General features: G+C 50.1%; 22 protein-coding genes and 4 pseudogenes. 4 read left to right on the top strand and 22 right to left on the bottom strand.

Annotated features, from left to right (window positions below):
- Nucleotides 1-27 precede the first annotated feature (27 nt).
- The 6 genes and pseudogenes from hpf to O9H85_RS37825 form a co-directional block, all read right to left on the bottom strand.
- Nucleotides 28-555 carry a ribosome hibernation-promoting factor, HPF/YfiA family gene (gene hpf / locus O9H85_RS20680; RefSeq protein WP_269883309.1) on the bottom strand — a complete coding sequence of 176 codons (528 nt, stop codon included), beginning with the start codon at nucleotides 553-555 and terminating at the stop codon, nucleotides 28-30.
- Nucleotides 556-571: 16 nt separating this feature from the next.
- Nucleotides 572-1,117, bottom strand: a complete 546-nt coding sequence (locus tag O9H85_RS20675; protein WP_269883308.1) for a hemerythrin domain-containing protein — start codon at nucleotides 1,115-1,117, stop codon at nucleotides 572-574.
- 12 nt (nucleotides 1,118-1,129) lie between these two features.
- Nucleotides 1,130-1,372 carry a hypothetical protein gene (locus O9H85_RS20670; RefSeq protein ID WP_269883307.1) on the bottom strand — a complete coding sequence of 81 codons (243 nt, stop codon included), beginning with the start codon at nucleotides 1,370-1,372 and terminating at the stop codon, nucleotides 1,130-1,132.
- Nucleotides 1,369-1,839, bottom strand: coding sequence for a universal stress protein (locus tag O9H85_RS20665; RefSeq protein ID WP_269883306.1), 471 nt, complete (start codon nucleotides 1,837-1,839; stop codon nucleotides 1,369-1,371). The genes O9H85_RS20670 and O9H85_RS20665 overlap by 4 nt, the downstream gene beginning before the upstream one ends.
- Nucleotides 1,840-1,851: 12 nt before the next feature.
- Nucleotides 1,852-2,082: a universal stress protein gene (locus O9H85_RS20660; protein WP_269883305.1), complete on the bottom strand. Its 231-nt coding sequence runs from the start codon at nucleotides 2,080-2,082 to the stop codon at nucleotides 1,852-1,854.
- 34 nt (nucleotides 2,083-2,116) lie between these two features.
- Nucleotides 2,117-2,305: pseudogene (locus O9H85_RS37825) on the bottom strand (universal stress protein); the annotation flags it as partial.
- A 171-nt stretch (nucleotides 2,306-2,476) separates the two neighbouring features.
- Between O9H85_RS37825 and O9H85_RS20655 the strand changes: the two are divergent.
- On the top strand, nucleotides 2,477-3,493 hold the full coding sequence (locus tag O9H85_RS20655) for an acyltransferase family protein (protein ID WP_269883304.1): 1,017 nt from the start codon (nucleotides 2,477-2,479) through the stop codon (nucleotides 3,491-3,493).
- A 46-nt stretch (nucleotides 3,494-3,539) separates the two neighbouring features.
- On the opposite strand, the pseudogene O9H85_RS20650 reads toward O9H85_RS20655, so the two are convergent.
- Nucleotides 3,540-3,919, bottom strand: a pseudogene (locus tag O9H85_RS20650) (globin domain-containing protein).
- Between the two features lie 195 nt (nucleotides 3,920-4,114).
- Between O9H85_RS20650 and O9H85_RS20645 the strand changes: the two are divergent.
- Nucleotides 4,115-5,035, top strand: a complete 921-nt coding sequence (locus O9H85_RS20645; protein ID WP_269883303.1) for a sensor domain-containing diguanylate cyclase — start codon at nucleotides 4,115-4,117, stop codon at nucleotides 5,033-5,035.
- A 7-nt stretch (nucleotides 5,036-5,042) separates the two neighbouring features.
- Here the strand turns inward: O9H85_RS20645 and O9H85_RS20640 are convergent, their stop codons facing one another.
- The 3 genes from O9H85_RS20640 to O9H85_RS20630 form a co-directional block, all read right to left on the bottom strand.
- Nucleotides 5,043-6,158, bottom strand: coding sequence for a PAS domain-containing sensor histidine kinase (locus O9H85_RS20640; RefSeq protein WP_409348174.1), 1,116 nt, complete (start codon nucleotides 6,156-6,158; stop codon nucleotides 5,043-5,045).
- Nucleotides 6,151-6,801: a response regulator transcription factor gene (locus O9H85_RS20635; RefSeq protein WP_269883302.1), complete on the bottom strand. Its 651-nt coding sequence runs from the start codon at nucleotides 6,799-6,801 to the stop codon at nucleotides 6,151-6,153. Before O9H85_RS20635 ends, O9H85_RS20640 begins: the two co-directional genes overlap by 8 nt.
- An 85-nt stretch (nucleotides 6,802-6,886) precedes the next feature.
- Nucleotides 6,887-7,327: a GAF domain-containing protein gene (locus O9H85_RS20630; RefSeq protein ID WP_269883301.1), complete on the bottom strand. Its 441-nt coding sequence runs from the start codon at nucleotides 7,325-7,327 to the stop codon at nucleotides 6,887-6,889.
- A 293-nt stretch (nucleotides 7,328-7,620) separates the two neighbouring features.
- Here O9H85_RS20630 and O9H85_RS20625 point away from each other — a divergent pair, with 293 nt between their 5' ends.
- A complete protein-coding gene (locus tag O9H85_RS20625; protein ID WP_269883300.1) occupies nucleotides 7,621-8,379 on the top strand; it encodes a Crp/Fnr family transcriptional regulator in 759 nt (252 codons plus the stop codon).
- A 649-nt stretch (nucleotides 8,380-9,028) separates the two neighbouring features.
- Here the strand turns inward: O9H85_RS20625 and O9H85_RS20620 are convergent.
- From O9H85_RS20620 to sigK, 6 genes and pseudogenes are all read right to left on the bottom strand, one after another.
- Nucleotides 9,029-9,385 (bottom strand): hypothetical protein, encoded by a 357-nt coding sequence (locus O9H85_RS20620; protein ID WP_269883299.1) that lies wholly within the window; start codon nucleotides 9,383-9,385, stop codon nucleotides 9,029-9,031.
- Between the two features lie 111 nt (nucleotides 9,386-9,496).
- Nucleotides 9,497-13,147, bottom strand: a complete 3,651-nt coding sequence (cydD, locus tag O9H85_RS20615) for a thiol reductant ABC exporter subunit CydD (protein WP_269883298.1) — start codon at nucleotides 13,145-13,147, stop codon at nucleotides 9,497-9,499.
- Nucleotides 13,148-13,159: 12 nt separating this feature from the next.
- Nucleotides 13,160-14,170, bottom strand: coding sequence for a cytochrome d ubiquinol oxidase subunit II (cydB, locus tag O9H85_RS20610; protein WP_269883297.1), 1,011 nt, complete (start codon nucleotides 14,168-14,170; stop codon nucleotides 13,160-13,162).
- Between the two features lie 100 nt (nucleotides 14,171-14,270).
- The gene (locus O9H85_RS20605; RefSeq protein WP_269883296.1) at nucleotides 14,271-15,668 is read right to left on the bottom strand and encodes a cytochrome ubiquinol oxidase subunit I; all 1,398 of its coding nucleotides are present in this window, start codon (nucleotides 15,666-15,668) and stop codon (nucleotides 14,271-14,273) included.
- A 186-nt stretch (nucleotides 15,669-15,854) separates the two neighbouring features.
- Nucleotides 15,855-16,516: pseudogene (locus O9H85_RS20600) on the bottom strand (IS6 family transposase).
- A gap of 398 nt (nucleotides 16,517-16,914) precedes the next feature.
- Nucleotides 16,915-17,616, bottom strand: coding sequence for an RNA polymerase sporulation sigma factor SigK (gene sigK, locus O9H85_RS20595; RefSeq protein WP_269883295.1), 702 nt, complete (start codon nucleotides 17,614-17,616; stop codon nucleotides 16,915-16,917).
- Between the two features lie 526 nt (nucleotides 17,617-18,142).
- Between sigK and O9H85_RS20590 the strand changes: the two genes are divergently transcribed.
- A complete protein-coding gene (locus O9H85_RS20590; RefSeq protein WP_409348173.1) occupies nucleotides 18,143-18,967 on the top strand; it encodes a peptidoglycan-binding protein in 825 nt (274 codons plus the stop codon).
- 765 nt (nucleotides 18,968-19,732) lie between these two features.
- Here O9H85_RS20590 and O9H85_RS20580 read toward each other — a convergent pair.
- The 6 genes and pseudogenes from O9H85_RS20580 to O9H85_RS20555 all read right to left on the bottom strand — a co-directional run bounded on the left by O9H85_RS20580 (nucleotide 19,733) and on the right by O9H85_RS20555 (nucleotide 24,884).
- Entirely contained in the window at nucleotides 19,733-20,764 is a 1,032-nt protein-coding gene (locus O9H85_RS20580) for a zinc-dependent alcohol dehydrogenase (protein WP_269883294.1), read from the bottom strand.
- Nucleotides 20,765-20,767: 3 nt separating this feature from the next.
- On the bottom strand, nucleotides 20,768-21,676 hold the full coding sequence (locus tag O9H85_RS20575; protein WP_269883293.1) for a sugar phosphate isomerase/epimerase family protein: 909 nt from the start codon (nucleotides 21,674-21,676) through the stop codon (nucleotides 20,768-20,770).
- Nucleotides 21,677-21,694: 18 nt separating this feature from the next.
- Complete coding sequence (locus O9H85_RS20570) at nucleotides 21,695-22,372, bottom strand: orotidine 5'-phosphate decarboxylase / HUMPS family protein (protein ID WP_269883292.1); 678 nt, start codon at nucleotides 22,370-22,372, stop codon at nucleotides 21,695-21,697.
- Nucleotides 22,373-22,399: 27 nt separating this feature from the next.
- Nucleotides 22,400-23,440 (bottom strand): zinc-binding dehydrogenase, encoded by a 1,041-nt coding sequence (locus O9H85_RS20565; protein WP_269883291.1) that lies wholly within the window; start codon nucleotides 23,438-23,440, stop codon nucleotides 22,400-22,402.
- A gap of 18 nt (nucleotides 23,441-23,458) precedes the next feature.
- Nucleotides 23,459-23,693 (bottom strand): annotated as a pseudogene (locus O9H85_RS20560) (beta-methylgalactoside transporter); the annotation flags it as partial.
- Between the two features lie 249 nt (nucleotides 23,694-23,942).
- The gene (locus tag O9H85_RS20555) at nucleotides 23,943-24,884 is read right to left on the bottom strand and encodes an aldo/keto reductase family protein (protein ID WP_269883290.1); all 942 of its coding nucleotides are present in this window, start codon (nucleotides 24,882-24,884) and stop codon (nucleotides 23,943-23,945) included.
- Nucleotides 24,885-24,922: the final 38 nt, after the last annotated feature.

Below are 24,922 nucleotides of genomic sequence, written 5' to 3'. Positions count from 1 at the left end.
GTCGGGAACCGGTCCGCCGTCTGCCACTCAAGAGGTGATCAGTCCATACGTGCCATCGATACGCCTATATACAACATTAGTGGACCGTGTCACGCTATTGATAAAAACGTGGAAGTTATGGTCCAGCAAATTCATTTCGAGAATCGCTTCCTCCAAATCGACTGGCTTGAGGCCCACCCGTTTCACTCGCACGATCTCATAAGGTTCCGTTTCTTCTTCCGGCAATCGATCCAAAGCAAGCTCCGGCAAACCGCCGCGGCGAACTCGTCTGCGAAGCTTCTCCTTCAGTTTGCGCAGCTTTCGCTCCAGCTTCTCGGCAACCTCGTCCACCGAAGCGTACATATCGCCCGTACGTTCCTCTGCCCTTATCAAACCGCCTTCCAGATGCAGGATCACCTCCACCTTGTGCGTATCGTGCTTATGGCCGTTCACAATAAACGTCACAACCGCTTCTTCGACTGGCGCAATCGTTTCAACTCGTCTGATTTTTTGCTCTGCATACTCCTTGAGAGCATCCGTTACTTCCATTTGCTTGTTGTGGAAAATAAAGTTCATCTCCGTCATCCCCTTATCAAGAATAAAAGTAGTCGATATCGGTCAGCATTTCGTCCGCAAGAGGATAAATTAAATCTTCCTCCAGTTCGAAATGCTCCGACAAGATCAGGCATGCTTGCATCAGGTGAGCCGCAGTCTGGCGGTTTTGCTCCAACGTGCTTTTCTCGGGTAGGGCATCTACTGCGTCAACAAAGGAATTCACAAACAAAACGGCGAGCTCATGATCCCTTTCCATCACCCAAATGGAAGGCGTGATGGAAGGTTTCATCAATCGGCGGAAATACAAATCGATAACGGGAAATACGTCCCTTTCCTCCCATTCGGAGTGCTCCTTTAGCGCACTTATAAAATCATTCACTCGCAGTTTTAATATTTTCAATGTGATTCTGGACCGAGCAGGATCTTTCTCATCATATACGGATTTCACCAAAGCTTTCATATGGTCCAATCGTTCGGTAAGTGCATCGTGTTCCTCTTTCAATCTCTTCGTGGATTGCCACCATGGCGTATACCGGGCAACGCTATCAAGTTCGAGAACATGCCGTTCTTTGGTTAAGGACATACAGAGCCCCTCCTACAAAATGTAGTCATCAATAACACCGACATAAGGCAAGAACGCTGCCTTATCGGGCTTTCGCGGCTTCGGCTGGATCGGATAAAACGTATTGCCGCCACACTCGCCGCATACGGTCGGATAGCATTCCGCCATCAGCGGAAGCTCAGCTCCACACTTTTGACAGACGGCCACTCCGTACGTTTCCAGTTCCGCTTCGTCATGTTCGCGATCCACTGCATGTCCGTTCACTTTGTCGATCATACCGTCACACCTCTATTTTGTATGATAGCTCCAGTCCCTTTGATGATCATGACAGGCATTTTTGCCTTCTGAACTACCGCATGGCTGACGCTTCCGAGCATGAATTCCTTTAAGCCGCTTAGGCCCCTGCTGCCCATGATGACCAGATCGCATCCCCCTTCTTCGGAAACCTCCAGTATTGTTTCCACAGGGAACCCTTCTCGCATTTGTACAGTTGCATATGGTAGTCCCTCAATCGCTTTTCGGGCATCCTCGATCAAAGTTTCTGCGTAATCCAAATACTCATTTTCCAATCCTGAAAGGGCTGTGTAGAATACTCCTCCAACCAGAATGTTTGGAAAATGGAATACATGCAGTACGGTCAATCTCGTCACCGGATGTTCCCGGACGATACGCACCGCTTGGTCTAATGCCGATTTGGCCAAATCCGATCCGTCATAAACGACCAAAATATGTTTGTATGCCACAAGACTCTCCTCCTATTTCACGATTAAGACCAAACGCTTCGTATGCTGCATTACATGATGGCTGACACTGCCGAGCCACCATTCTCTCAAGCCGCTTAGGCCCCTGCTGCCCATGACAATCAGGTCACAGCCGGCTTCCTCGCTGTATTTGACGATTTCTTTGCCGGCATCTCCTTCTTTCAGTCGAACATAAAGCGGATTGCCAAGATCGTATAAGGACTTCTCGAAGCATCGACATAGCACGCTCGACTCTCATATAAAAGGCGGCCTTATAATTTTTTTCAAGCATTTCGAGCGTATTGAACGGCTTTATGATATGAAGTACGTGAAGCTCGATGCGTTTGTCGGCGGAAACCAGTTTGATTGCTGTACGAAGTGCTTTTTCGGATAGTTCGGAGCCATCGTACGGGACTACAACTTTAGAATAAAGCTGAGCATCGGTCTTCCTCCTCCTGCTTGACTTCATTGTATAACTAATTACAATGTTCAGTTGTGAAAAACATCACATAGACCACCTATAGTTTGTGGTAAATTTAACACTGGATATTAGGATGGAAGCGTACAATGAAAAATTGAAGAGGGATCATTATTTGGAAGCAGTGCAGCAGTTTCTAGTTGAATGATTGGAGCGTTGAATATGAACAAACCCTCAGTGGTTTTCGTCAATAATTTAAAATTTGTGCTGATCTGTTTCGTCGTAGTGGCCAATTCGATCGAACCTTTAATCGGCAAAAGCGTAGGATTACATATGCTGTATCAAGGAATTTATACCTTTCACATCCCGATGTTCGTGTTTGCAATGGGACTTCTAGCCAAAGAATTCAAGCTGGAGCACCGCGGTCTGCGTGTGCTAACGATTATCGCTTGGCAATATGTATTGTTCCAGACCGCTTACTCTCTCCTAGACACCACTTACTTTCACGCTCCTAACGTCGTTTATTCGTTCTTTATGCCATACTCGCTGTTATGGTTTCTTTGCAGCCATTTTTGCTGGCGGATCCTGCTCGTTCCGTTCCTGCGATTAAAGCATCCTCTTCTGCCAGCAATATTGCTCGGTATTGCCGTCGGTTACATGCCTTGGTCAGGGGCGATTCTCAGTTTATCGCGGACGTTCGTGTATTTCCCGTTCTTTCTGGCGGGATATTATTGCCGAATAGACCGTAAGCTTTTCGTTCGGTTGCGGAAATGGCGCCTCTTTTCCACAGCTCTCGCCGCGTTATGGTTCTTGGCGCTCGCTATCTTCAGAAGCTGGCTTCCGTCCCCTTGGCTGTACGGAAACGCCACTTATCTCGAGATGGGAGTATCTCAATGGTATTCCGGCTTGTACCGACTCGCACTATACAGCGTTCAGGCAGTCGTCTCCATAGCGTTTCTAAGCTGGATTCCGTGGACTTTGAAAAGCTGGACCGGTTGGGGCAAACGAACGGTTTACGTGTTCCTGCTTCACGGCCTGCTTCTAAAAACAATCATCGCCTCGGGATTTTATCAAGGCTTGGAGACGCCGCTGCACATGTCCCTCGCATTCCTCCTGGCCGCGGCGCTCATCATTTTGTTGTCAATAGGAAAAGTCGAACGTTTCACGCGTCCCATGTTCGAGCCATCTCTTCGGCTTCCGAAAGGCTTACGAATGCATGGTAAGAGCGTTTGGAAATAAAGAAAAAAAAACAGGTCGGCCAGAGTTCACTGGTCGACCTTCGGAATTATGCTTCCACATCCGCTGTATTCACGAAAAAATGAGCAGGACCTTTCAATCTCTCGAGAATGACGGTGCGAATTTCTTCGGACGGTATCACCTCATCCAGTGTTCTTTGCATACAATCTAGCCATGCTTCCGCTCTTTGCGGCGTGATCGGAAAGGGCAAATGCCTCGCCCTCATCATCGGATGGCCATGCTGAACAGTATAAAGAGCAGGTCCGCCAAAAAATTGGGTTAAAAACTGATACTGTTTCTCAATAAGAGAATTTATATCATTCGGAAAAATCGGCTTTAGACCTTCGGATAAAACGCATCCACTATGTTTCGAACTGTCGATGCTCCTCCGATGTATTCATACAATTCCATTCGAGTATCTCCTTTCATATTCTATGCTCCCTTTATTAAACGCTATCTTCTCATCAATATATGTGATCTCCATCACACCAAACGTAAAAAACAGCATGTCATGAGCGACATGCTATTTTCGCGATTCTTAAGGAAAAATTCAGCGAAAAGGTCGAATGATAATATATAATATATTGGAATAATAGGACTAGTGTAACTGGGGGTTAAGAGTTTATGATAAATAGACCGGTAGAATTAGAGTTATTCTACAAGCTAGCTGAACAAACTTTGAACGGGATCATCGTCACGGATAGCAATAACTGCATCATTTATGTGAATCAGCCTTTTACTTCAACAACCGGCTACACGCTGAAAGACGTGTATGGAATGAACCCTAAAATATTGCAATCAGGCCTGCACAGTGCGGATTTTTATAAGGAAATGTGGGACACGATTCATAGAACCGATCAATGGCAGGGAGAAATATGGAATAAAAGGAAGTCGGGCGAGCAGTTAATTGAATGGCAAAATATCTTCGCCTTACGAGATAAGTCCGGGAAAGTCAGCCATTATGCGTCTATTTTCTCCGATATTACCGACAGAATGATGCATGAAACCAAGCTAAAGACGATGAATACAAAATTAGAACAGTTGGCCACACACGATGCTTTGACCGAAAATCCGAATCGAAGATATTTTAACGAAACTCTGAGAAATGAATGGGAAACTGCTCGACGCATCAATAAACCGCTATCGCTATTAATGATCGATATTGATCACTTCAAAGAATACAATGATACCTACGGTCACCCCATGGGGGATGAATGCCTTCATACCGTCGCAACTGCTCTCCGTAATACATTAACGGAAGGATTCCTTGCAAGATACGGCGGCGAGGAATTCGCGATCATTTTACCCGGCACAGGGAGCGATGCTTCAATAGCAATTGCAGAAAAGCTTTTGAACAGCGTACAGCAGCTTGCCATTCCTCATCAGAGTTCTAGGACAATAGACGTTGTAACCATAAGTATTGGATGTTCTACCGTTACTCCGAAGGAGGCTGATGATCCAATAATGCTTCTTGAGCAGGCTGACGTCGCTTTATATAGAGCAAAGACTAGCGGAAGAAATCAAAGTAAAGCAATAAAATTTTAGAAGGGTTTCATGGCTTTTTTCTAGGAATTTTAAGCGTTACGACAGTTCCCTTCTTCGGTGCGGAATCGACCTTGAGCTGTCCTCCGACGGACTTGGCTCTTTCCTCCATACTGAACAATCCGACGCCTTTGCCCATGCTCTCGCGGGAGAAGCCTCGGCCGCGATCCTCTACCTGCACCTCGACCATATCTTCTTTTTCACAGATCCGGACAAAAGCCTCGTTCACCAGGGAGTATTTCATGACGTTGGTCAAAGCCTCTTGAATGGTCCGATAGATCACGGTTTCTGCCTGAATGTCGAGGCGGCCGCGCAGCTCATTCTCGAAGCTGATGTCGATTCCATAATGCTCCGAGTAATTATCCAGATAGGTGCGAATGGCAGGAACGACTCCCAAATCGTCGAGGACGGAAGGCCGCAGCTCCCAAGCGAGACCTCGTACTTCTTCAATAATACCTGATATGCTGCCGCGAAGCTGCTGCAAATCCGATCTTGGCTCGTCGCTTAAGATCCGATCGACCTGAATCAGCAGTGAGAATAAGCTTTGCCCGATGCCGTCGTGCAATTCACGCGAGAAACGGCGTCGCTCTTCCTCCTGGATTTGCATCATATCGGCCAGCACCTGCTGAAGGTCTTCTTCGACCTCCTTCATGCGGGTCACATCGTTACGAATGGCCAAAAATTGATAGGGCTTCCCATTTTCGTCCAATAACGGCACAATGGTCGTATGAACCCAGTAATGGGATCCGTCCTTTGCGCGATTCTTGATATCGCCCCGCCATACGTTCCCCGAGCCGATCGTTCTCCATAAGTTCTGCATGAAGCTTTTATCATGATATCCCGAATTAATGATCCGATGGTCTTGCCCGAGGAGCTCCTCCCGCTTATACCGGGATATTTCGCAAAATTTATCGTTTACATATAGGATGATTCCTCTGCGGTCAGTCAGTGCTACAATCGAGGATTCGTCCAGGGCGAATTTGACGTTCGCAAGCTGTCTCAACGAATGCTTCAATTCATCCCTCAGCTGTGCTTCGATCGCTTCTTCTTCAAGCTGCGTCAGCAGCGATACTACGTTCTCGCCAATGATTTCGGGTGCTTCAAATGGTTTGGATTCGTCACTCAAAGGTTAACAGTCCTTTCTTAACGGCATATTTGATAAGATCCGGACGCGTCTTAAGGCCGAGCTTTTCCATAAGATTCGCTTTATGGGTTTCGACTGTTTTGACGCTGAGAATCAGATGTTCGGCTATTTCTTTGTTGGAGTAGCCTTTTGCCGTCCAGCTCAATATTTCCTTCTCCCGGTCGGATAATTTCTCGAAGGTGCCGGTGTTTTCGCCTTTGTTTTGTCGATCCAAATATTCCTTCATCAGCCGTTTGGTAGCTGTCGGGTATAAATACGCATTGCCGCTTGCAACGGATTGAATAGCCGACACCAGTTCATCATGCGGGGCACTCTTCAGGATGTAACCCGCGGCCCCGGCATGGATGGCTCGGAACAAATATTCGTCGTCATCATGCATAGTAAGAATGAGTACCGCGATATCGGGAGCCTGCTGTTTTAGCTCAGCTGTGGCGGCCATCCCGTCCTTGCCGTGAGGCATGCTTAAATCCATCAGCACGACATCGGGCCTCAGCTCCAGAGCTTTCGCTATTCCTTCGTCGCCGTCCGCCGCTTCTCCGATGACCTCGATGCCGTGTTTACCGTTCAATAACGAGGCTAAGCCAGAACGTACGACTGCGTGGTCGTCTACAATGATCAGTTTCATGAGAACACCAACTCCCGCTAACTTACGTGTTACTACCATTTTATCACAAAAGAAAAGGAACCTCACTATGGAGATTCCTTCATGATTATCGGTTAATGGTTCCTACGGCCGCGAGCCTGGAAGATGTGTCCCCCAACAATTGGACAGCCGCGTTGTCGTAGTCCTTCTCGGAACGGGAACCGATCAATATAAGACCAACCGCATTTCCATCATATATAACCGGAGCGGCAGCGACGGAGGACAACCGTTCCGCTAACAGCAGCGAAGCATCTTCTTTCCGCAGATCGTTGGCATTCTTGTGCCGGTCAAGCACGATTGTTCGTCCCGTTCGGAGCGCGGCGCCGGCAATGCCCCGGCCCGTTTGAACGGCAAGCCGTAATATCCGCTCGCTCTCTGCTCCGATAACCCGTACCCATCGCCACTGCGACAGTTGCGAAACCGGCACGGCGAAAGCGACAAGATCGCTCCCGGTTTCATCGCGAAGCCGCTGCAGCTCGCTTGCCAGTCTGGAATCGAAGCTGTCCATCCGTCTCACCTCCTTCACGAGCGTAGTCAGCCGATCCTATTCTTCTTCCTATTGTAACTTGAAACCATCTAAAATTCATTCGGGGAATACCATGAGAAATCGCTAAGGGAATTCCCTTTTTGTTTAAGGTGTGATTTAACTGGGCTCGCGATGAATTCCCTGACGTCCGGGAGTGATTTTCCTCACAAATAAATAGGTGAGTTCCTCTTGAAAATTCAGGGGATCTCCCGATGGGAGACATCGCCTCAGAGAGGTATGATAAAGGCAAGGAATGAACGAGAGGGGACGGCAATATGATGTCGACAATGATAGAAAAGCAAGGTTGCGCTGCCAGAGGTTGCAGCGAATTGCAGCAATGGGGGGCGGATGCGTTCTTTACTGCGGAGCATAGAAAGCAATTGGAAGGTCTGATGTATCCGAAAAAAGCGGAAGCTCATTCCCATCTGTTCTGGGAAGGCGATGAAACCGGCAAGCTGTATTATGTACGCTCGGGACGCGTGAAGTTGACGAAGACGACCGAGGAAGGGAAAACGATTAATTTGTCGATTCAGCGTCAAGGGGATCTGATCGGCGAGCTGGATATGACCGGCAGCGGTGTGTACGGGTACAGCGCCGAAGTGATCGAAGATGCAGAGTTCGGCGTCATTCAAGAGAAAGACCTGGAAATATTGCTGCATCGGCACGGCGACTTTGCGGTGGCTTTCACGAAATGGATGGCGCTGCAGCATCGCACAACCCAATCCAAATTCCGCGACCTGCTGCTGTTCGGCAAGCCAGGCGCACTGGCTTCGACGCTCATCCGGTTATGCAACACCTGCGGAGTTGCCACCAAGGACGGCATTAAGCTGGCCATGAAGCTGACGAATACGGAGCTTGGCGATTTCATCGGCGCTACGAGGGAAAGCGTCAATCGGATGCTTGCCGATTTGAAGGCGCACGACATCATCGATATGGACGGCGGGTTCATCATCGTAAAAACACTCAACGAGCTGAAAGCCATTTGCCAATGCCCGTCCTACCCGGCTTGCCCGCGTGAAATATGCAGAATATAAAAAACGAAGGCCTTAATTCTCCGAATGTAGGCCTTCGTTCAGACTGTCGAGAAACTCCTCGACAGTCTTCTATTTGCTCAACAATTTTATCACGACACCGCGTTAATATGGTATAAATTAGTAAGTCAAATACCATAGAAAGTGCGGTGTTAAGCTTGTTACATACCCATTATTTTCAACTCGGGCGAGTGTCTGCTACACTCTTCCGAGGGCATATAAAGCTTACTTTGTGCAATATTTCACACCTTAAAAATCTAAAAAAACTATCTTGACGTAATAAAAAAGCAGGAATGGAAACCCATTCCTGCTTAAGAATATAAATCCTTTTACGTAAGGGAATCCGGATCATAGTTCATAAAGAAAAATTCTGTTTCCTTGCGGCATTCCTGGCCGAGCTCAGCCTTAACGACGGCGCCCACCCGGCTGCTCACCGTTCGAACATGAAAGTCACTGTACAAGTCCAAGAAAAAACGGGTCGCCGTAGTACGTCACGAGACATTTTCCTTGAATCTTATGGAGCATCTGAGCTAGTTCCATGTGATCAAACTTCGAAAAACCGCCAAAATAGTGCTTTTCTTTGCCCCAATAAGGTGGATCAATCAGGAACAAACTTTCTCTTGAGTCATATTTAGAAATGACGTCACGAAAATCAAGACATTCCAGCAGCACGGTGGCTTCTTTTTTCGAAGGAATCCAGCCGGGCCACCGCGTTCTGGAAATCTTGCGCGCTGTTCTTGATTTTACCGTACCGAAATCCGCTTGGCGCTCCGTTGGTCGGAATAATCCGCTGTCGCAGCAGATAAAACCAGTATGCGGCCCTCTCCACCGGGTCTGAAGGCGTAGGCGAGTTGAGAATCTGATGAAACAAGCTTCGGCTTGTAGGCATCGATGCCAGCGCTGCCATTAGTTCCTGCTTGTTATTGCGAAGGGTCCAAAGGAAATGAAGTAGTTCATTGTCCAGATCATTGAATATTTCGACCTTGCTTCTCGGCTTGGCACAAGTCACTGAACCTCCTCCCCCGAACCAACGGATCGGGCTGTGCGTTCTTACTTCCTGTTTAATTGCGATTGTCATACCAATCTCAGATGCATTCGTTATCAAGGAACTACCTATGTTCTATGTGATGTCGGCAAACAGGCTCCGGTCTCTATTTTGGAATTCCCAAAGCTTCCGATACATCCCTCCGAGCGCCAGCAGCTCATCGTGCGTCCCTCTCTCATATACGGTTCCGTTATGAAGAACGATAATCTCATCCATCTTCTCCAGACCAGACAATTTGTGCGTAATCCATAGCACCGCTTTACCCTCAAGCAGCGGTTCCAGATTCACAGTGAATGCCTGCTCGGTCAGCGGATCGAGTCCGGTTGATGGCTCATCGAACAATATTGCGGGCGTCCGGCGAACTAGCGCCCTCGCAAGCGCCAGCCGTTGACATTCACCGCCCGACAGCTTGGCTCCCCATTCGCCAATGATCGTATGATAGCCGTCCGGCAGCTGCTGGATCGTCTCCTCGATTCTTGCGATACGGCAAGCTTCCTGTAGTTCCGCCATAGTCGCATCGGAACGGCCAAGCCGCAAATTGTCCGCCACTGTTGCGTTAAACAGTTGAACCCGCTGTGAGACAACGGAGAACTGATCGCGAACCTTCTCTTCGTCCATCGCACGCAGATCCGTCCCATTGATGGCGATGGAGCCTTCCTCATACAGACGCAGCTTCAACAGCGCATGCAGCAGCGTGCTTTTGCCAGCGCCGCTCTCTCCTACAATGGCAACGCGTCTGCCTTGTTCGAGCGACAGAGAGAGGTTGCGCAGGACGTAAGGCTCATCCGGTCCGTAGCGGAACGACAAGCTGCTCACCGTCACCTGCCAAGGAGCCGGGTCCGATGTTGACCGAACGCCGGCTGCTTGGGACGCCTGCGCGGTCTGCACTGCCGGCGCCGCTTCCTCGTCCGCAAGCCGGAACAGTCGGTCGCCAGCATATAAAGTCTGGCCAACTTGCTGAAACGACAGAGGCAAGGGCATCACGGCTTCAAAGCAGGCAAGTGTGACCAGCACAAGCGCCGGAATGAGCACGCTGTCGATTCGACCCGCTGCGGTAAACGAAACAGCCGCCACCAGCACGAGCCACATCGTCAGATGAGACAATCCGGTCATCGCCCCTCCCGTACAGGCGGCGAGCCGGTACTGCGTCTTCTGGAACGAATCCTGACGACGCTGAGTCTCCGCCATGCGCGCTTCCCTCTCGCCAAGCTGACCGTAAACGGCCAACACCGGCAGTCCGGTTACGAGATCGGACGTTTCATCATACATTACCGAACGCGACTGCACAAGGCCTGCTCCGCTTCTTTGCCCGAGCCGATGACTGAGCCACGGGACGACAAGTCCGGCCATCACCATCATGCCGACAAGCAGTAGACCAAACTGAAGCTGTACATTAGCCAAAAACGCAAAGCCCAGCAGCATCGTGAATACGGCAACGAGCGGCGGCGCAATGACACGCAAATACAAGTTTTGCAGCTGCTCCACATCGCTGATCACCGAGCCCAGCACATCGCCGATGCGCCTGCTCTCGAACAGCCGCATCCCTCTTGGCTCCAACCGCTCATAGAGCCAGACGCGCACACTTTTTAGAATACGGAAGGTTACGTCATGCGAAACAAGTCTCTCTACATAACGGGATACCCCCCGCGCGATGCCGAAAAATCGCACCCCCACAATAGGGACGTACAGCAGCAGCACCGTCTCCGGACGCAGCGCCGCTTTCGCGATCAAATAGCCGGACGTGCCCATCAGGCCTACGTTCATCGTCACGGTCATGATGCCGAGCAGCACGGCCAGCATCGCCCGCCACTTGTATGGTCGGATAAACTGCAGCAGACGGACGAACGTCCGCCAACTGCCTGCGGCCGGCCTCTCGTTTGACGAAGGCCCGTCAGCCGCACCAGCGGAAGGAGGATGCACCGCCGGACCGGCCGGTGCTTCAAGGGCAGGATGTGCGAAAAGCGGCTCCTCCTTCCCCGCGATCCGCTCATCCGCCGTCCGTTCCGGATGAGCCGCCTGAAGCATCCGGGCATAGAGCCCGCCTGCAGCGAGCAGTTCTTCGGTCATGCCCGCTTCAACGAGCTTTCCTTCCGCAAGCACAACGATCCGGTCGGCAGCGCGAATCGTATCCAGCCGGTGCGACACGGTGATCGACATACGGCCTTGCAGCAGCGGCTCCATCGCGTAGGTTACGGCAGCCTCATTCGCAAGATCCAGTCCGTTCGTCGGCTCATCCAGCAGCAATACCGGACAATCCCGGAGCAGGGCCCGAGCCATAGCGACCCGCTGCGCCTGCCCGCCCGACAACCTTACCGCTTCCCCTATCCTGGTGTTATAGCCGTTCGGCAGCGATTGGATAAAGACGTCTGCCTGGGCCGCCTGACAAGCGGCAACCAGCTCCGCATCGGTAGCCTCCGGCCGGCTCAATCGAATATTGTCGCTGATTGTCCCGTGGAACAAATGCACCCGCTGCTCCAGCACCGACAGCTGCTCTCGCCACCAGGCGATGGAAATTTGCGACATCTCGATGCCGTCAATATAAATAAACCCTTCCGTCGGCTTGATGAAGCCTTGCAGCAAATCGACTAGCGTGCTTTTGCCCGCACCGGTCGGTCCCACTACCGCAACACGCTCGCCCGGCTCGATCGTCAGCGACAAGCCGGACAACGCCGCAATGTCGGTTCCGGGATAACGGACGCTGACGTTGTCGAACGTAATCCGGTACCCTTCGCGTCTTGTGGGCAGCCGCAGGCCCGTCTCCTTCTCTGTCCAACCCGCAGGCTCGGTTTGCAAAATATCGAATATGCGTTCGGCAGCCGTCACTCCGTTCATCCCCGCATGAAACTGCGTACCGAGCGTCCGGATCGGCGTATAAAACTCCGGAGCGAGCAACAGCACCAGAAAAGCCGCTTCAAAGCCAATATCTCCCTCAATCAAGCGCAAGCCGAGAAATACGGCTACGATCGCCGTGCTGAGCGCTGCGAACAGCTCCATAACAAGAGCAGACAAAAAAGCAAGCCGCAGCGTGCCCATCGTCGAGCGGCGGTACTCTTCGCTTATCTGCGCGACGATCCCGATCTGTGCCCGGCTACGGTTGAACATTTTGAGCGTAGGCAAGCCCCGGAGCATCTCGTGGAAATGCCCGCCCAACCGGCCGAGCAGGTGAAACTGTTTGTCCGTCTTGTCCTTCGCCGCTTTTCCGATCAAAATCATTAGAAATACGAGCAGCGGAAGCGTAATCGCAAATACGGCGGCCGATATCCAATCCTCTCCGGCGACAATCACGAATACAGCCGCAGGAATGAATGCGGAGAGCGCAATTTGAGGCAAATATTTGGCCAGATAGCTCTCCAGCTGCTCAACGCCTTCGTACACCGTACTGATCAGCTCCCCGCTCCGCTCTCCCCTCGCGTAATGGGGGCCTAGCTCCGACAGCTTGCGGATCAGCCTAAGGCGCAAATCGCTTTTGATACGCTGCGCCATATGTGCGGAAGCATATTCACCGGCTGCGTGAAGCGCCGACCTGGCTGCAATAATGACCAGCATGACGATAAGGTCCGTCCATAACGAAGCTAGGCTTCGTCCGCCGAGAAATGCCCCGTCCACGATCCTGGCTAAATAGATGGCCTGGCCAATCAGCAGGAGCCCGCCGACCGTCCCGGTCAGAACACTTGCTGCGAACAGCTTGCGGGTCCCTTTTACGTGCTGCATCAATTTTTTTATCATAAGGGAAGTCCTTTAATAATCCAGATGATCCGACGCGCTGACCCGTTTGCGGAATACCCAGTACGTCCAAATCTGGTAGGCCAGCACAAACGGAATAACCGTCAGGGCGACGATGGTCATAACCTTTAACGTGTAAGCATTAGACGCAGCATTGTAAATCGTCAAGTTCCAGTCCGGATTCAGCGACGAAATCATCACGTTCGGGAACAGCAGCATGAATACCGTAATCGTCGACAAGACGATCGTCGCTCCGGTCGCCACAAACGCCCAACCGTCACGGCCCGACTTGATAAAGAAGTGAACGGAAAATAGCGCCATCCCTGCGAGAATCGGAACCATCCCCGGATCGATTCCATTCGAGGTAAACATGTCCGTTTGAAAATAGCTGAGAATAACAAACAAGAACATGACCGCACTCGTCCAGGCCCCGATTTTGAGCGCTACGCCGCGAGCCCTGTCACGCAGCTCCCCTTCCGTCTTGAGCGACAGGAATAACGCCCCATGAAGCAGGAACAGAAGTACGATGCTGGCGCCGGCCGTCAGTGAATAAAGGGAGATCAGATCCCAAAAGGTGCCGACGTAATTCATATTCCGGTCGATTGGGACGCCCTTCATCAAGTTGGCCAGCGCAACGCCCCACAGCAGCGGCGGCAGCAGGCTGCCGAAGAAAATCACCCAATCCCAAGTATTACGCCACCTCGGACTATCCAGCTTGCTACGGAATTCGAAGGCGACTCCGCGTCCGATCAAGGCGAGCAGCATGAAGAACAGCGCAATATAAAAACCGCTGAACAACGTAGCATACCAATTCGGGAAAGCGGCGAACATCGCGCCGCCGGCCGTAATCAGCCACACTTCATTAGCGTCCCAGAACGGGCCGATCGTATTGATCAGCACCCTGCGCTCCTTATCCGTCCTGCCGAGGAACCGCGATAACATGCCTACTCCAAAGTCAAAGCCCTCGAGAAAGAAAAAGCCGACAAACAACACGGCTATCAATATAAACCACAAGGTTTCCAGCATGATCCATTCGCCCCACTTTCATATCTTCATGACCGAACGCGAAGCATCCGCCATGTCAAAACATCCATTCTCCGAACATATCCAGACGGCAGGTCGCCAGCTACAGTGAGGCCAGATGACGCTGATCGGCTTGTTGTACGCCATCCGAATCGTCATGAGCCGGGTCTTCGGCACCTTTACGCACTTCTCGCATGACCAGGTAAACAAAGATTACTGCGAGTATCCCGTATACTAGCGTAAATCCGATTAAAGTCGTGGCGACCATCCCGTTGCTGACGAGTGGCGATACGCCGGCTTCTGTCTTCTGCAATCCGAATACAATCCATGGCTGACGGCCCACCTCGGTCATAATCCAGCCCGTCGTATTGGCGATATACGGCAGCGCGATCGCGGGAAGCATCCATTTCAAATATTGGCGATGCCATTCCAGCCGGCCCCGTGCGACCGCTATGGTGCCGAATAGGCCGAGCGCAATCATAGCCATCCCGGCTGCCACCATAATCCGGAAGCTCCAGAACGAGGTGCGTACAGGGGGAATATAGTTGCCGGGTCCGTACTTCTGTTCATACTGCGCCTGCAGGTCCAGTATGCCGGGTACACGACCGTACAGCTTGTTGTTGGACAATATGCTGAGCGCATAAGGGATGTCGACCTGGAAGCTATTTTCCTGCTTCTTCGGATCGATCGCGGCGATCACCGTCCACGGCGCGCTTTCTCCGCTCGTGTGCCAGAGTGCCTCGGACGCAGCCATCTTCATTGGCTGGGATTTCATCAGATGCTGCGCTTGATCGTGTCCGGCAAAGGCAGTCAGCAAGCTGGACACAAGCGCCAGGACAATGCCGATCGAAAATGACTTTTTGAATAGCTCTGTCTGCTGGCGGCGCAATATTTTGTAGGCGCTGATGCCCGTAACGAACAATGCGCCTGTAGATAGTGCCCCGAAAATGACGTGCGGGAATTCGACCCACAGCTGCTTGTTGGCAAGCAGGGAGAAAAAGCTCGTCATCTCCGCGCGGCCGTTTACAATCTCATAACCGACCGGCTCCTGCATAAACGAGTTGGCGCTTAAGATCCAGAACGCGGACACCGTTGCCGACAGCGCTACAAGCCAGATGCAAGCCAGGTGCAGCTTTTTGGACAAGCGCTCCCATCCGAATATCCAAATGCCAAGAAACGTCGATTCCAGAAAAAAAGCCACCAGCGCTTCCACCGCCAGAGGACCGCCAAATACGGCGCCTACGAACCGGGAATAATCCGCCCAGTTCATCCCGAACTGAAATTCCTGCATAATTCCGGTTATAACACCGATGGCAAAGTTCAAGAGAAAGATTTTGCCCCAGAACTTGGCTAATTGCTTGTACCGGTCATCCTTCTTGAATACATACATCGTCTGCATAAAAGCGATTAAGTAGGCCATGCCAACCGATAGCGGCACAAATAAAAAGTGGTAGATGGTCGTAATGCCGAACTGCCATCTTGCTAGTTCCAAAGCTTCCATGGTATCAGCTCCTTTGTATTCCATCTCATTGTAACACTTGGTAAAAAGTAATATGTGATATTTTTCACACACGTACGTTAAAATGATGAAAATTCCGTGAAAATAGAAAAACCCGAACGATGAGTTCGAGTGGTTTTGGTGCAACTATTAAAATGGATCAAAGATAGTCGCCTTATTGTTGTTTGATTATGCTGTTAAACCAAACATATTATTGATTAATTGTACTGCAGAAAGGACAGACGAATGAATGCATTCGACCTGCCCTTTCTTTATCATATGCATGACTTCGATTCCGGCAATTGTTTTCTCTGCAGTATTAAAAGACTTAAATCCCATCATTGGTTTAATAACTTTCTTTATGAATCGATGGTCTTGTTCAATTATGTTGTTTAGATATTTCTGTTGTCGTAGTAATGTTTCTTGATTCAAGGCTTTCTCGTCTTTCAATTGTTGGACTGCGATAGGGTAAGCTGGATTTTTATCGACGGTGATCACACGCGGCGATTGATTGTGTGGTGAGGTCAACGCTTTCTTGAAGAATCGTCTGGCCGCGGAAGTATCTCGATTTTCAGAAAGCATGAAATCAATCGTATTTCCGTTTGAATCCACTGCCCTGTTAAGATATTTCCATTGTCCTTTGACTTTGATGTAGGTTTCATCCGTTCGGTAGGAATCGTTGGTCGGTTTTAGAAAGGGACGAATTCGCTTGTTTAATTCCGGCCAAACTGGTGAACCCATCGCATGATGGTTGTATGAGCCATATGTAGTCCTCGTTCTTCCATCATCTCCACTAGATTACGATAACTAAGGCTATATTTTAAATACCATCTTATTGTCAGCAAGATCATCTCTGATTCATACTGCTTCTACTTAAACAAATCTAATTCCTTTTCCAATGTAATTTCTCCATCTCATGACTTCATTTCAATCATGTTATCATGGATTTAAGAGCTTTGCACCACAATCCTAATTTCTTTGCACCGAGAATTTCTAAAAGATAATAAAATTCTCTCGAATTGTTCCCAGACTTCCAGCCTGTTGTGCAACAGCATCAATTTGTAGTAGTGATCGCAATTGTTCGTAAAAGGGAAATCAAAATATTTTTTGTTATAATCTACTGAGGATCTTAGGGAATTTATTTTATCCCCTACCAATTTAATAAGCTCGTCCATTTTTACATACCTTCCTTTTCCATATACTGAGGCAGCTTGCCCACACCGGTAAGCTGCCTCATCATTGAAATGAACTAACGTTTCGCCTTATAAAACTCATGATACAGCTTCATGAGCGCCCTTTTTTCGATCCGTGATACATAAGAGCGCGAGATGCCAAGCTCCTTAGCAATCTCCCTCTGCGTCCGCTCTTCCCCGCCGTGTTCCAGACCGAAGCGACCAACTACAACTTCTTTTTCCCGTTCATCTAGAATGTCCAGATTCTTATATATTTTCGACTTCTCGATCTTCAGCTGCACTTTTTCCACGACATCATCGGCTTCCGTACCGAGGATATCGATCAATGTAATTTCATTTCCCTCCTTGTCCGTACCGATGGGGTCATGAAGCGAGACGTCTTTGCGCGTTTTCTTAAGCGACCTCAGATGCATCAGAATCTCGTTCTCAATACATCGCGCCGCGAACGTTGCTAATTTTGTCCCTTTATCAGGCGAAAACGATTCGATTGCTTTGATTAATCCAATCGTTCCTATAGAGATAAGATCCTCTAGATCTTCCCCAGTATTGTCGAATTTTTTTACTATATGGGCGACCAGACGAAGATTATGTTCAATCAACAAATTCCGGGAATGTTGGTTCCCTTGAGCCATTAACCTCAAATGTTTCTCTTCTTCATCTTCGGCGAGCGGTTGGGGAAAAGCATTATTTTTCACATATGAAACCAGCAGCATTAATTCTTTAATGAATAACGCTATTGCTGAAAAAAATCCAGGCACGTCAGCCACCCCCACGATGAGATTAGTATCATTTTATGTGGGCTTCTGTCTATCCGTGCCTGTACTGTTAAAAAAACTATTCATTCGTTAACTCTACAATAATCTTTTCATTTCTAGGTTTTGACTGTATCAGCTTAAATTTCTTCTGAAGGATAACACCCGGTTTATTCGAAAGTTCTTCCAAGTGTCAACTAAGAGATCAAGAACATATCTCTTTTCATCGATGGCCAACTGCTTCCCACCATTTTCAATAAAATCTCGAACATGTGCCATTGCTTCTTTCATTTTTTTATATTAGGAGGAGAAGCTTTGGGAGGAACGATTCTCCGAGCCAAATCTTCAATTCTTCAATTACAAATAGGCATGCCCGCCCCTCCATATAAAGCCTTCATGAGAAACTTTGTTGGCAAATCCCATTTACACAAAATAATTTACGCTCCCCCTAGCACGGACAACGACATCCTTCCGTAAACTATGGATAAGAGTACATAATGTAATGTTTGTACTAAGGAAAGGGTGTTGCATCTTGGTGCTGCCGGTCTTAAGGGTAGGCTCTTCGAGCCGCTATGTATCATTGCTTCAGATAAATATGAACGGATTGGCGCTAAATTATAACGGGTTTCCGATAAGCGGTTATTTCGATGAAAGAACGAGCGATGCGGTCAAAAACTTTCAAGACCGGTTTCAATTGAACCGGGATGGGATCGTCGGGCCGTTGACCTGGAAAGTGCTGATCGATAATGTAATGGCCGTGCAGAAATTGCTGAATACGAGGGGCTACTCCGTCGGCGCCGTAGACGGTTGGTTCGGCCCGGCCACGACAAGTGCGGTCCAGAGATTTCAAAGAGACCACGGACTTTACCCATCCGGCATTATCGAACCGAGGACAAGGCGCAGATTGTTTGACCCGAATGCCAGGGACAACTATGAAACCCTTATGAGCTCGAGTACAATTAGCTCCCTTCACCCTCGCGTCGAGGCACAAGCGAGAAGATTTCTTGAATTAACGCGTGCAGCCGGCATGGATGTTCGCATCTATGCGGCGTTCCGCAGCTGGGATGAGCAGGATCGGCTGTTTGCACAAGGCAGATGGGCTCCGGGCCAAATCGTGACGAATGCGAGAGGCGGAGACTCTTATCATAACTGGGGATTTGCTTTCGACGCGGCGCCTTTCGAGAATGACGAAATGTCGACCGATACGCAGCAGTTTATAAGAATGGGCAGGTTAGGACAGCAAGCTGGGCTCGAATGGGGCGGAACATTCATCAGTCTTGTGGATTACCCGCACTTCCAAAACACATTCGGATTAAATACGTGGGATTTGCTTAACGGCGTTCGACCGCCGGCATAGCAAGTCAACGTGTGAAATCGACAGACTGCCCCAAGGGGTGGGCGGGTATGTTTGCCTTCTGGACTAACCTGTAAAAAATGTATGAAGTAAATTATGATTTTCGATGGCAGGGAGCGCCTGACAACAACGTTTATACAATTGGACTCAAACGTTAGCTCCACGTTGACTCGTAGTTGACTCACGTTAGCTTTCCATAGCGTTCCCTTCCGTTGGACTCACACGTTGACTCCTGCGTTATCTCCCTGCGTTCCCCTTCCGGTTTGGCTCCGCGTTCAGTAATATTTGAATTTGGTTAAGTACACACGGGGTACACTCCCCATTACCAGTCGGGAATGAGATATGTTCTTGTCAAAATCGGGAATGGGCTAAAGTTCTTGTCATCTGGTTTTGACAAGAACTTTAGCCCATAAAACTAAAAAGCCGCGAATTACGCGGCAATTAATGAGATAATGTTCTTGTCACCCGACAGTTGACAAGATGTCCGCCGACACAAACATATGTGCTTTGTCTTTAAATGAAAAGTTTCTCTTCATTAAAATGTTCGGCGTCGTGGTAATTGACCCCCGTAAGTCGGTCTGTTTCGGTCCAAATCGATGGGGCCGAATGTGCCGATGCCGATCACCTGTATTGGTTTGTCCCGAAAAAAGCCGATCACCCGCGCCAACGTTTCCTCCGGCGTTGTGGTTGGAAAGCTCACCCGCTCCAGAATTTCCCCTGTGTCTCCAAAAAACCAGGCAGCCGTAGCCGCCTGGTTGATGTTCCTTCTTACACAAGCTCAATTAACGATTTTCCGATTCCTTTACCCGATTCCAGCAGCTTCAAGGCTTGGTCTGTATCCTGAAGCGCAAATCGGTTCCGAATTAACTTTTCTACCGGAATCAAGCGATTCGTCACGAGATTGACGGCATCCTGCCAAGTCTCTTTCGTGTAGGATAGAATCCCGTGAATCTCCATATCCTTGACATGAAAAATATCGCTGTAGAGTTCCATTTTTGCTTCTGTGCCGGCCGCTCCGAGCAGAACGGTCTTGCCGCCTCTTCGAACCAGATTAAAAGCCATATCTACTGCGCTGCTCTTGCCCGCGCATTCGATGACTATATCCGCACCGTACCCGGCCGTGAGCTCCGAGACTTTGGCTGCGGCATCCTCCTTCGTTAAGTTGACGGTATCCGTTGCGCCCAAGCTTAGGCCGAGCTCCAGCGTCTCGTCGGTGACGCCGATCAGGATGATTTTGCGCGGGGTGAACAGCTTGGAGATCATCACCGCTAAAAGGCCTACAGTCCCCGGTCCGATGACCGCAACGATCTCGCCCGGTTTCGGTTTGGCCCGCCAAACCCCGCGAGTCACGACGGCGGTAGGTTCGATCAATGCTGCCATATCCAGCGGGAAGTTATCCGGCAATCGGTGAACCATCATGGCGTTGGTGACGACATATTCGGATAAGCCGCCCGGCTTCGTAAAGCCCAGCTCCTTCATATTTTCGCACAGATTGGTCTGCCCCTGCCGGCAAAACCGGCAGTGACCGCAGTGCTGGACGCCTTCTGACACTACCCTGTCTCCTGGTTTAAGCCCTTTGACGCCAGGTCCGATCTTTTCCACAATGCCACTCCACTCATGACCGGGGATACACGGATAATTTACCGCATCCGCTCGGACCATCCCTTTTGCAAGCTCCACGTCCGTTCCGCAGATGCCCGCGTACATAGAGCGCACCAGTACTTCGCCTTCCCCTGGTTCGGAAACGGGAACATCGACAACCGAATAATGTTCGGGCTCGTGTATCATAAACGCCTTCACGTATTATTCTCCTCCCAAATATCCGGCAATTTTCTCTTTCAGGAAGACCACGGACTCTCTCAAATCGCCAAGCCCATTCATACCGTCCTCGATTGAAATCCAGCCGCGGAAATGGATATGTTGAAGCTCCTGAAAAATCGCGTCGTAATCGTTGATGCCTCTTCCGATAACGCCGTGGGCCAGTGCTTCCGAGTAACCCTGCAGGGAATAGTCCTTAAGGTCGTCCAGGGTGTATCCTTCCTTCAAGTATCGGTCGCTTGCGTGCATCGTAATGAGTCGGTGTTTGACCTCACCGAGAAGCTTCAGCGGGTCCTCCCCCGCAAAGGTCGCGTTCGAAGGATCGTAATTTACGCCGAACCAAGGGGAGGAAATCTGGCGGATGATCTCCAGGTAAATATCAGATTGCTGGGCGAACTCGGGAAAGAGCCAAAATCCGTCCTTGTAATGATTTTCCATGACCAGATGGACCCTGTTTTCCTCCGCGTACGGAAGAAGCTGCTTGATACCTTCTACCGTCCAGCGAATCCCATCTTCCCTCGATACCTCCGGCCTTTTCTGCCCCGACAACACCCGGCAGCTTCGGAATGACTCCGGTCCCAGATAGGCCATTACATCGATCATCTGTTTCATTTTCACGACTTCCTGGTTGCGGTAAGCGGGGTCCGGATGCGTAAAGTCCGGTGACGAGCACATCATGGGGATTTCCAGCCCCTGCTTTTGGGCGGCCTCCTTCACTTGGCGTAAATATCCCTCATCGGTCTGTTTCAAGAATAGCGGATATAATTCCAGACCGGAGGCACCCAGGGTGCCCGCCATTTTAATCCATTCGAACAAAGTCATTCTACCGTCACTCAATTCATCCATGTAGCCTTTCGGAAATACGGCGATGCGGGCAGTTTCTTTTCCTCTCATCTTGAGAGACCCCTTTTCTTAGTTATTACTTTTCACTTTGGCTACAAAGTCTTCCAGTACTGCTTTTAATTCAGACTTGTCCGTGCTGGGGCGGAATACTTTTTTGTCGATGACAAGCGGCGCACCGACAACGACAAGCGGAGCACCATGTTTAGGCATTTCCGCCGCCTGTGCCACAGAAAGGCCACCGACAGCCTGCACCGGGATGGAAACCGCCTCAACAACCTCCCGCAAGTGATCGAACGGACTTCTTTCCGGATCTTCTCCTCTTTCGTCAAAACCGGTATGTACGATGATATAATCGACACTGTTTGCCTCGAGCATTTTGGCGCAGGCCACCTTGTCCGGAGCGGCCATGATATCGCCCATGACCTGGATGTTGAAATCTCTGGCAGCCTTGACGACTGCCCGAATGGTGGCCGGATGAGCAACGCCCATTACGACAACGTGGGTTGCGCCGGCCTTCGCCATCATTTCAGCTTCCAGATAACCTCCGTCCATCGTTTTCAAATCGGCAACAATCGGATGATTGGGAAACGCTTTTCTTAACGCTGCCACCGCATGGAGACCTTCTCCCAGCAGCAGCGGCGTCCCGGCCTCAATCCAATCGATGCCGGCTTCCACCGCAATCTCCGCCATTTCGACTGCTTCCTTGATATTCGTCAAATCCAGGGATATCTGTACAATCGGCTTCATGGGTATCTCTCCTATTTTTATTTTTGTTTAGGAATTCGGCAAAATGATCGACTTGGCATGAGCCAAAGAATCCATTACGTCAAACGCCGCTTTCCAGTCCTTGATGTCGTAAGACTTCGTCATCGGAAGCGGGTCGATCTCGTCTTTGCCCATCATCAGCAGCACTTTTTCCCACATGGGATAGTTGTGGCTGAAGGAGCCCTGCAGGCGGGCCGCTTTCTGGATCAACGGGTCGAGCGTAAATCCGACCGGAGCCGGGCCCCATCCAACTTTGGTGATTTGTCCTGCCGGGCGAACCGCTTCGATGCTTTGCTTCAATGTGACGGAAATGCCCACAGCATCGACTACTAGATCAGGACCGAAGCCGTCTCCGTAGGACATGATTTCTTTCACGACATCCTGCTCATCGCCGACTATAACGGCGTCTGCACCGAATTGTTTGGCGATCTCCAAACGGTTTTTATCCTTGCTCGTTCCGACGATGGTCAATCTGCCTGGGGAAAACAGTTTGGCGATCTGTACACACATGAGTCCGATCGGACCTGGCCCGAATACAACGACATAGTCACCTGGGCGAATATGGGAATGATGGGCGACCGCGTTATAGGCCACGCAGGTTGGTTCCGTCATAGCCGCCTTTTCAAAGGAAACGTTGTCAGGCACTTTGTGAACGATGGCCTCCCTCGTTCTAACGTATTCCGCCATGGCGCCGTCTTCGAGTACGCCGAAGCCTCTACGGTCCGGACACAGATTATATTGGCCGGAGCGACAATAAATGCACTTTTCGCATATATAAGCGGGGGTTTCACTGACGACCCTGTCTCCCTTTTTGAAAAGAGTAACTTCGGACCCTACATCCGCCACAATCCCCGAGTATTCGTGCCCAAGCGTGACCGGCCTTTTAACCGGAAAGCCCTGGATGTCGTGATACATATGGAGATCGCTGCCGCATACACCCGCAGCTTTGACCTGGATTAAAACCTCTTTCGGCCCGAGCTCGGACGGCACCTCAACGTCGCGAATCTCTACCATCTTAGGGCCGGCCTGGTAATTTACTACTGCCTTCATTTCCTTGTTCCTCCTCGTTTATTTTCTGGCCAAGTATTTGCGGATATCGAAAGCAACGGCATCGAAGATGATCAATCCTTTGATGATCAACTGCCAGTTCGGACTCACCCCGATAAAGGTCAAGCCGTAGTTGATGACGCCGAAAATCAGCACACCCGCCAAAATACCGGGAACCGTTCCGATTCCCTGTCGTTGACACGCCGACGACGACGCAAGCCGCGATGTCGCCCAGCTCGTACATGTTGCCGTAGTCCAAATTTCATTCGCGATTATGCGCATATGTTTGTGTCGTAAAACGATTATGCACATATGTTTTTGTCGTGGCTTCACGACACAAAAATATGTGCTTTGAAATTACTGGGATCTTAAAGCACCTATGTTTGTGTCGCCGGACAAACCAAAAACGCTTGTTTCTTGTTTCCATTTGAATAAACCAAGAGCCGCCCTCTACTTCGTGACCAGAGACGGCTCCATTTAGGCAATTATGGCCATGCCAGATGCGTCATGATTTCAAAATCTCTTCTATCGCCCGCAGCGTATCGTCCGTCAGGGTGATGTCTACCGCCCGACAATTCTCTTCGACTTGCTCCGGCCGGCTTGCTCCGATGATGGCGCTGGCGACGTTGGCTTGCCGCAGCACCCAGGCGATCGCCAGCTGCGACATCTTGATCCCTAATTCGGCTGCGATTTTGTCCAGCTGTTCCACTTTGTCCAGCTGTTCTTCCTTCAATTGATCGCTGTTCCAGTTCTTGCTTACCGCACGGCTACCTTCCGGAGCCGCCTGACCTTTGCGATACTTACCGGTCAAGATGCCTTGGGCCAGTGGCGAATATACGACTTGGCCGATTCCCAATTTTGTTCCTACCGGAATGACTTCTTCTTCAATACTGCGCCTGAACATATTATAAGCCGGTTGATTGACGACAATCCGGTCCAGCAGCAGACGGTCGGCAATAGCATGCGCTTCCAGCATCTGGGCCGCGGTCCACATACTGACCCCGACATAAAGCACCTTGCCCTGGGTCACGAGATCGTCAAGCGCTCGCAGCGTTTCTTCCAGCGGCGCGTTCTCGTCGAAGCGGTGGCAGTAGTACACATCGATATAATCCATTCCGAGCCGCTTCAAGCTTGCATGGCATTGTTCCGTGACATGCTTGCGCGACAATCCGCGGTCGTTCGGGCCATCCCCCATATTGCCAAATACCTTGGTAGCCAGCACATAAGAATCGCGGGGATATTGACGCAGCGCTTCCCCCACCACGCGTTCCGCTTCGCCCCGCTCGTAAACGTTGGCCGTATCAAAAAAATTGACGCCTAGTTCATAAGCTTGATGGATCGACTGTACGGCCCGCTCCTTTTCCACGTAACCGCCGTAAGTTAACCAGCTTCCCAAGCTGATCTCGCTGACTTTCAGTCCCGTCCTGCCCATATTTCTATACTTCATGCTCACTCACCTGTCCTCTCATTTTTTTCCATTCCATT

The sequence above is a fragment of the Paenibacillus gyeongsangnamensis genome (assembly GCF_027533625.1).
In the GTDB taxonomy this organism is placed as follows: Bacteria; Bacillota; Bacilli; order Paenibacillales; family NBRC-103111; genus Paenibacillus_G; species Paenibacillus_G gyeongsangnamensis.
This window is presented reverse-complemented; position numbering and strand designations above follow the sequence as displayed.

Excerpts from the sequence above, each read along its gene's own strand:
- hpf (WP_269883309.1), bottom strand. The coding sequence starts at position 555 with ATGAACTTTATTTTCCACAACAAGCAAATGGAAGTAACGGATGCTCTC.
- O9H85_RS20675 (WP_269883308.1), bottom strand. The coding sequence starts at position 1,117 with ATGTCCTTAACCAAAGAACGGCATGTTCTCGAACTTGATAGCGTTGCC.
- O9H85_RS20670 (WP_269883307.1), bottom strand. The coding sequence starts at position 1,372 with ATGATCGACAAAGTGAACGGACATGCAGTGGATCGCGAACATGACGAA.
- O9H85_RS20655 (WP_269883304.1), top strand. The coding sequence starts at position 2,477 with ATGAACAAACCCTCAGTGGTTTTCGTCAATAATTTAAAATTTGTGCTG.
- O9H85_RS20645 (WP_269883303.1), top strand. The coding sequence starts at position 4,115 with ATGATAAATAGACCGGTAGAATTAGAGTTATTCTACAAGCTAGCTGAA.
- O9H85_RS20635 (WP_269883302.1), bottom strand. The coding sequence starts at position 6,801 with ATGAAACTGATCATTGTAGACGACCACGCAGTCGTACGTTCTGGCTTA.
- O9H85_RS20630 (WP_269883301.1), bottom strand. The coding sequence starts at position 7,327 with ATGGACAGCTTCGATTCCAGACTGGCAAGCGAGCTGCAGCGGCTTCGC.
- O9H85_RS20625 (WP_269883300.1), top strand. The coding sequence starts at position 7,621 with ATGATGTCGACAATGATAGAAAAGCAAGGTTGCGCTGCCAGAGGTTGC.
- cydD (WP_269883298.1), bottom strand. The coding sequence starts at position 13,147 with ATGATAAAAAAATTGATGCAGCACGTAAAAGGGACCCGCAAGCTGTTC.
- cydB (WP_269883297.1), bottom strand. The coding sequence starts at position 14,170 with ATGCTGGAAACCTTGTGGTTTATATTGATAGCCGTGTTGTTTGTCGGC.
- O9H85_RS20605 (WP_269883296.1), bottom strand. The coding sequence starts at position 15,668 with ATGGAAGCTTTGGAACTAGCAAGATGGCAGTTCGGCATTACGACCATC.
- O9H85_RS20575 (WP_269883293.1), bottom strand. The coding sequence starts at position 21,676 with ATGAGAGGAAAAGAAACTGCCCGCATCGCCGTATTTCCGAAAGGCTAC.
- O9H85_RS20570 (WP_269883292.1), bottom strand. The coding sequence starts at position 22,372 with ATGAAGCCGATTGTACAGATATCCCTGGATTTGACGAATATCAAGGAA.
- O9H85_RS20565 (WP_269883291.1), bottom strand. The coding sequence starts at position 23,440 with ATGAAGGCAGTAGTAAATTACCAGGCCGGCCCTAAGATGGTAGAGATT.
- O9H85_RS20555 (WP_269883290.1), bottom strand. The coding sequence starts at position 24,884 with ATGAAGTATAGAAATATGGGCAGGACGGGACTGAAAGTCAGCGAGATC.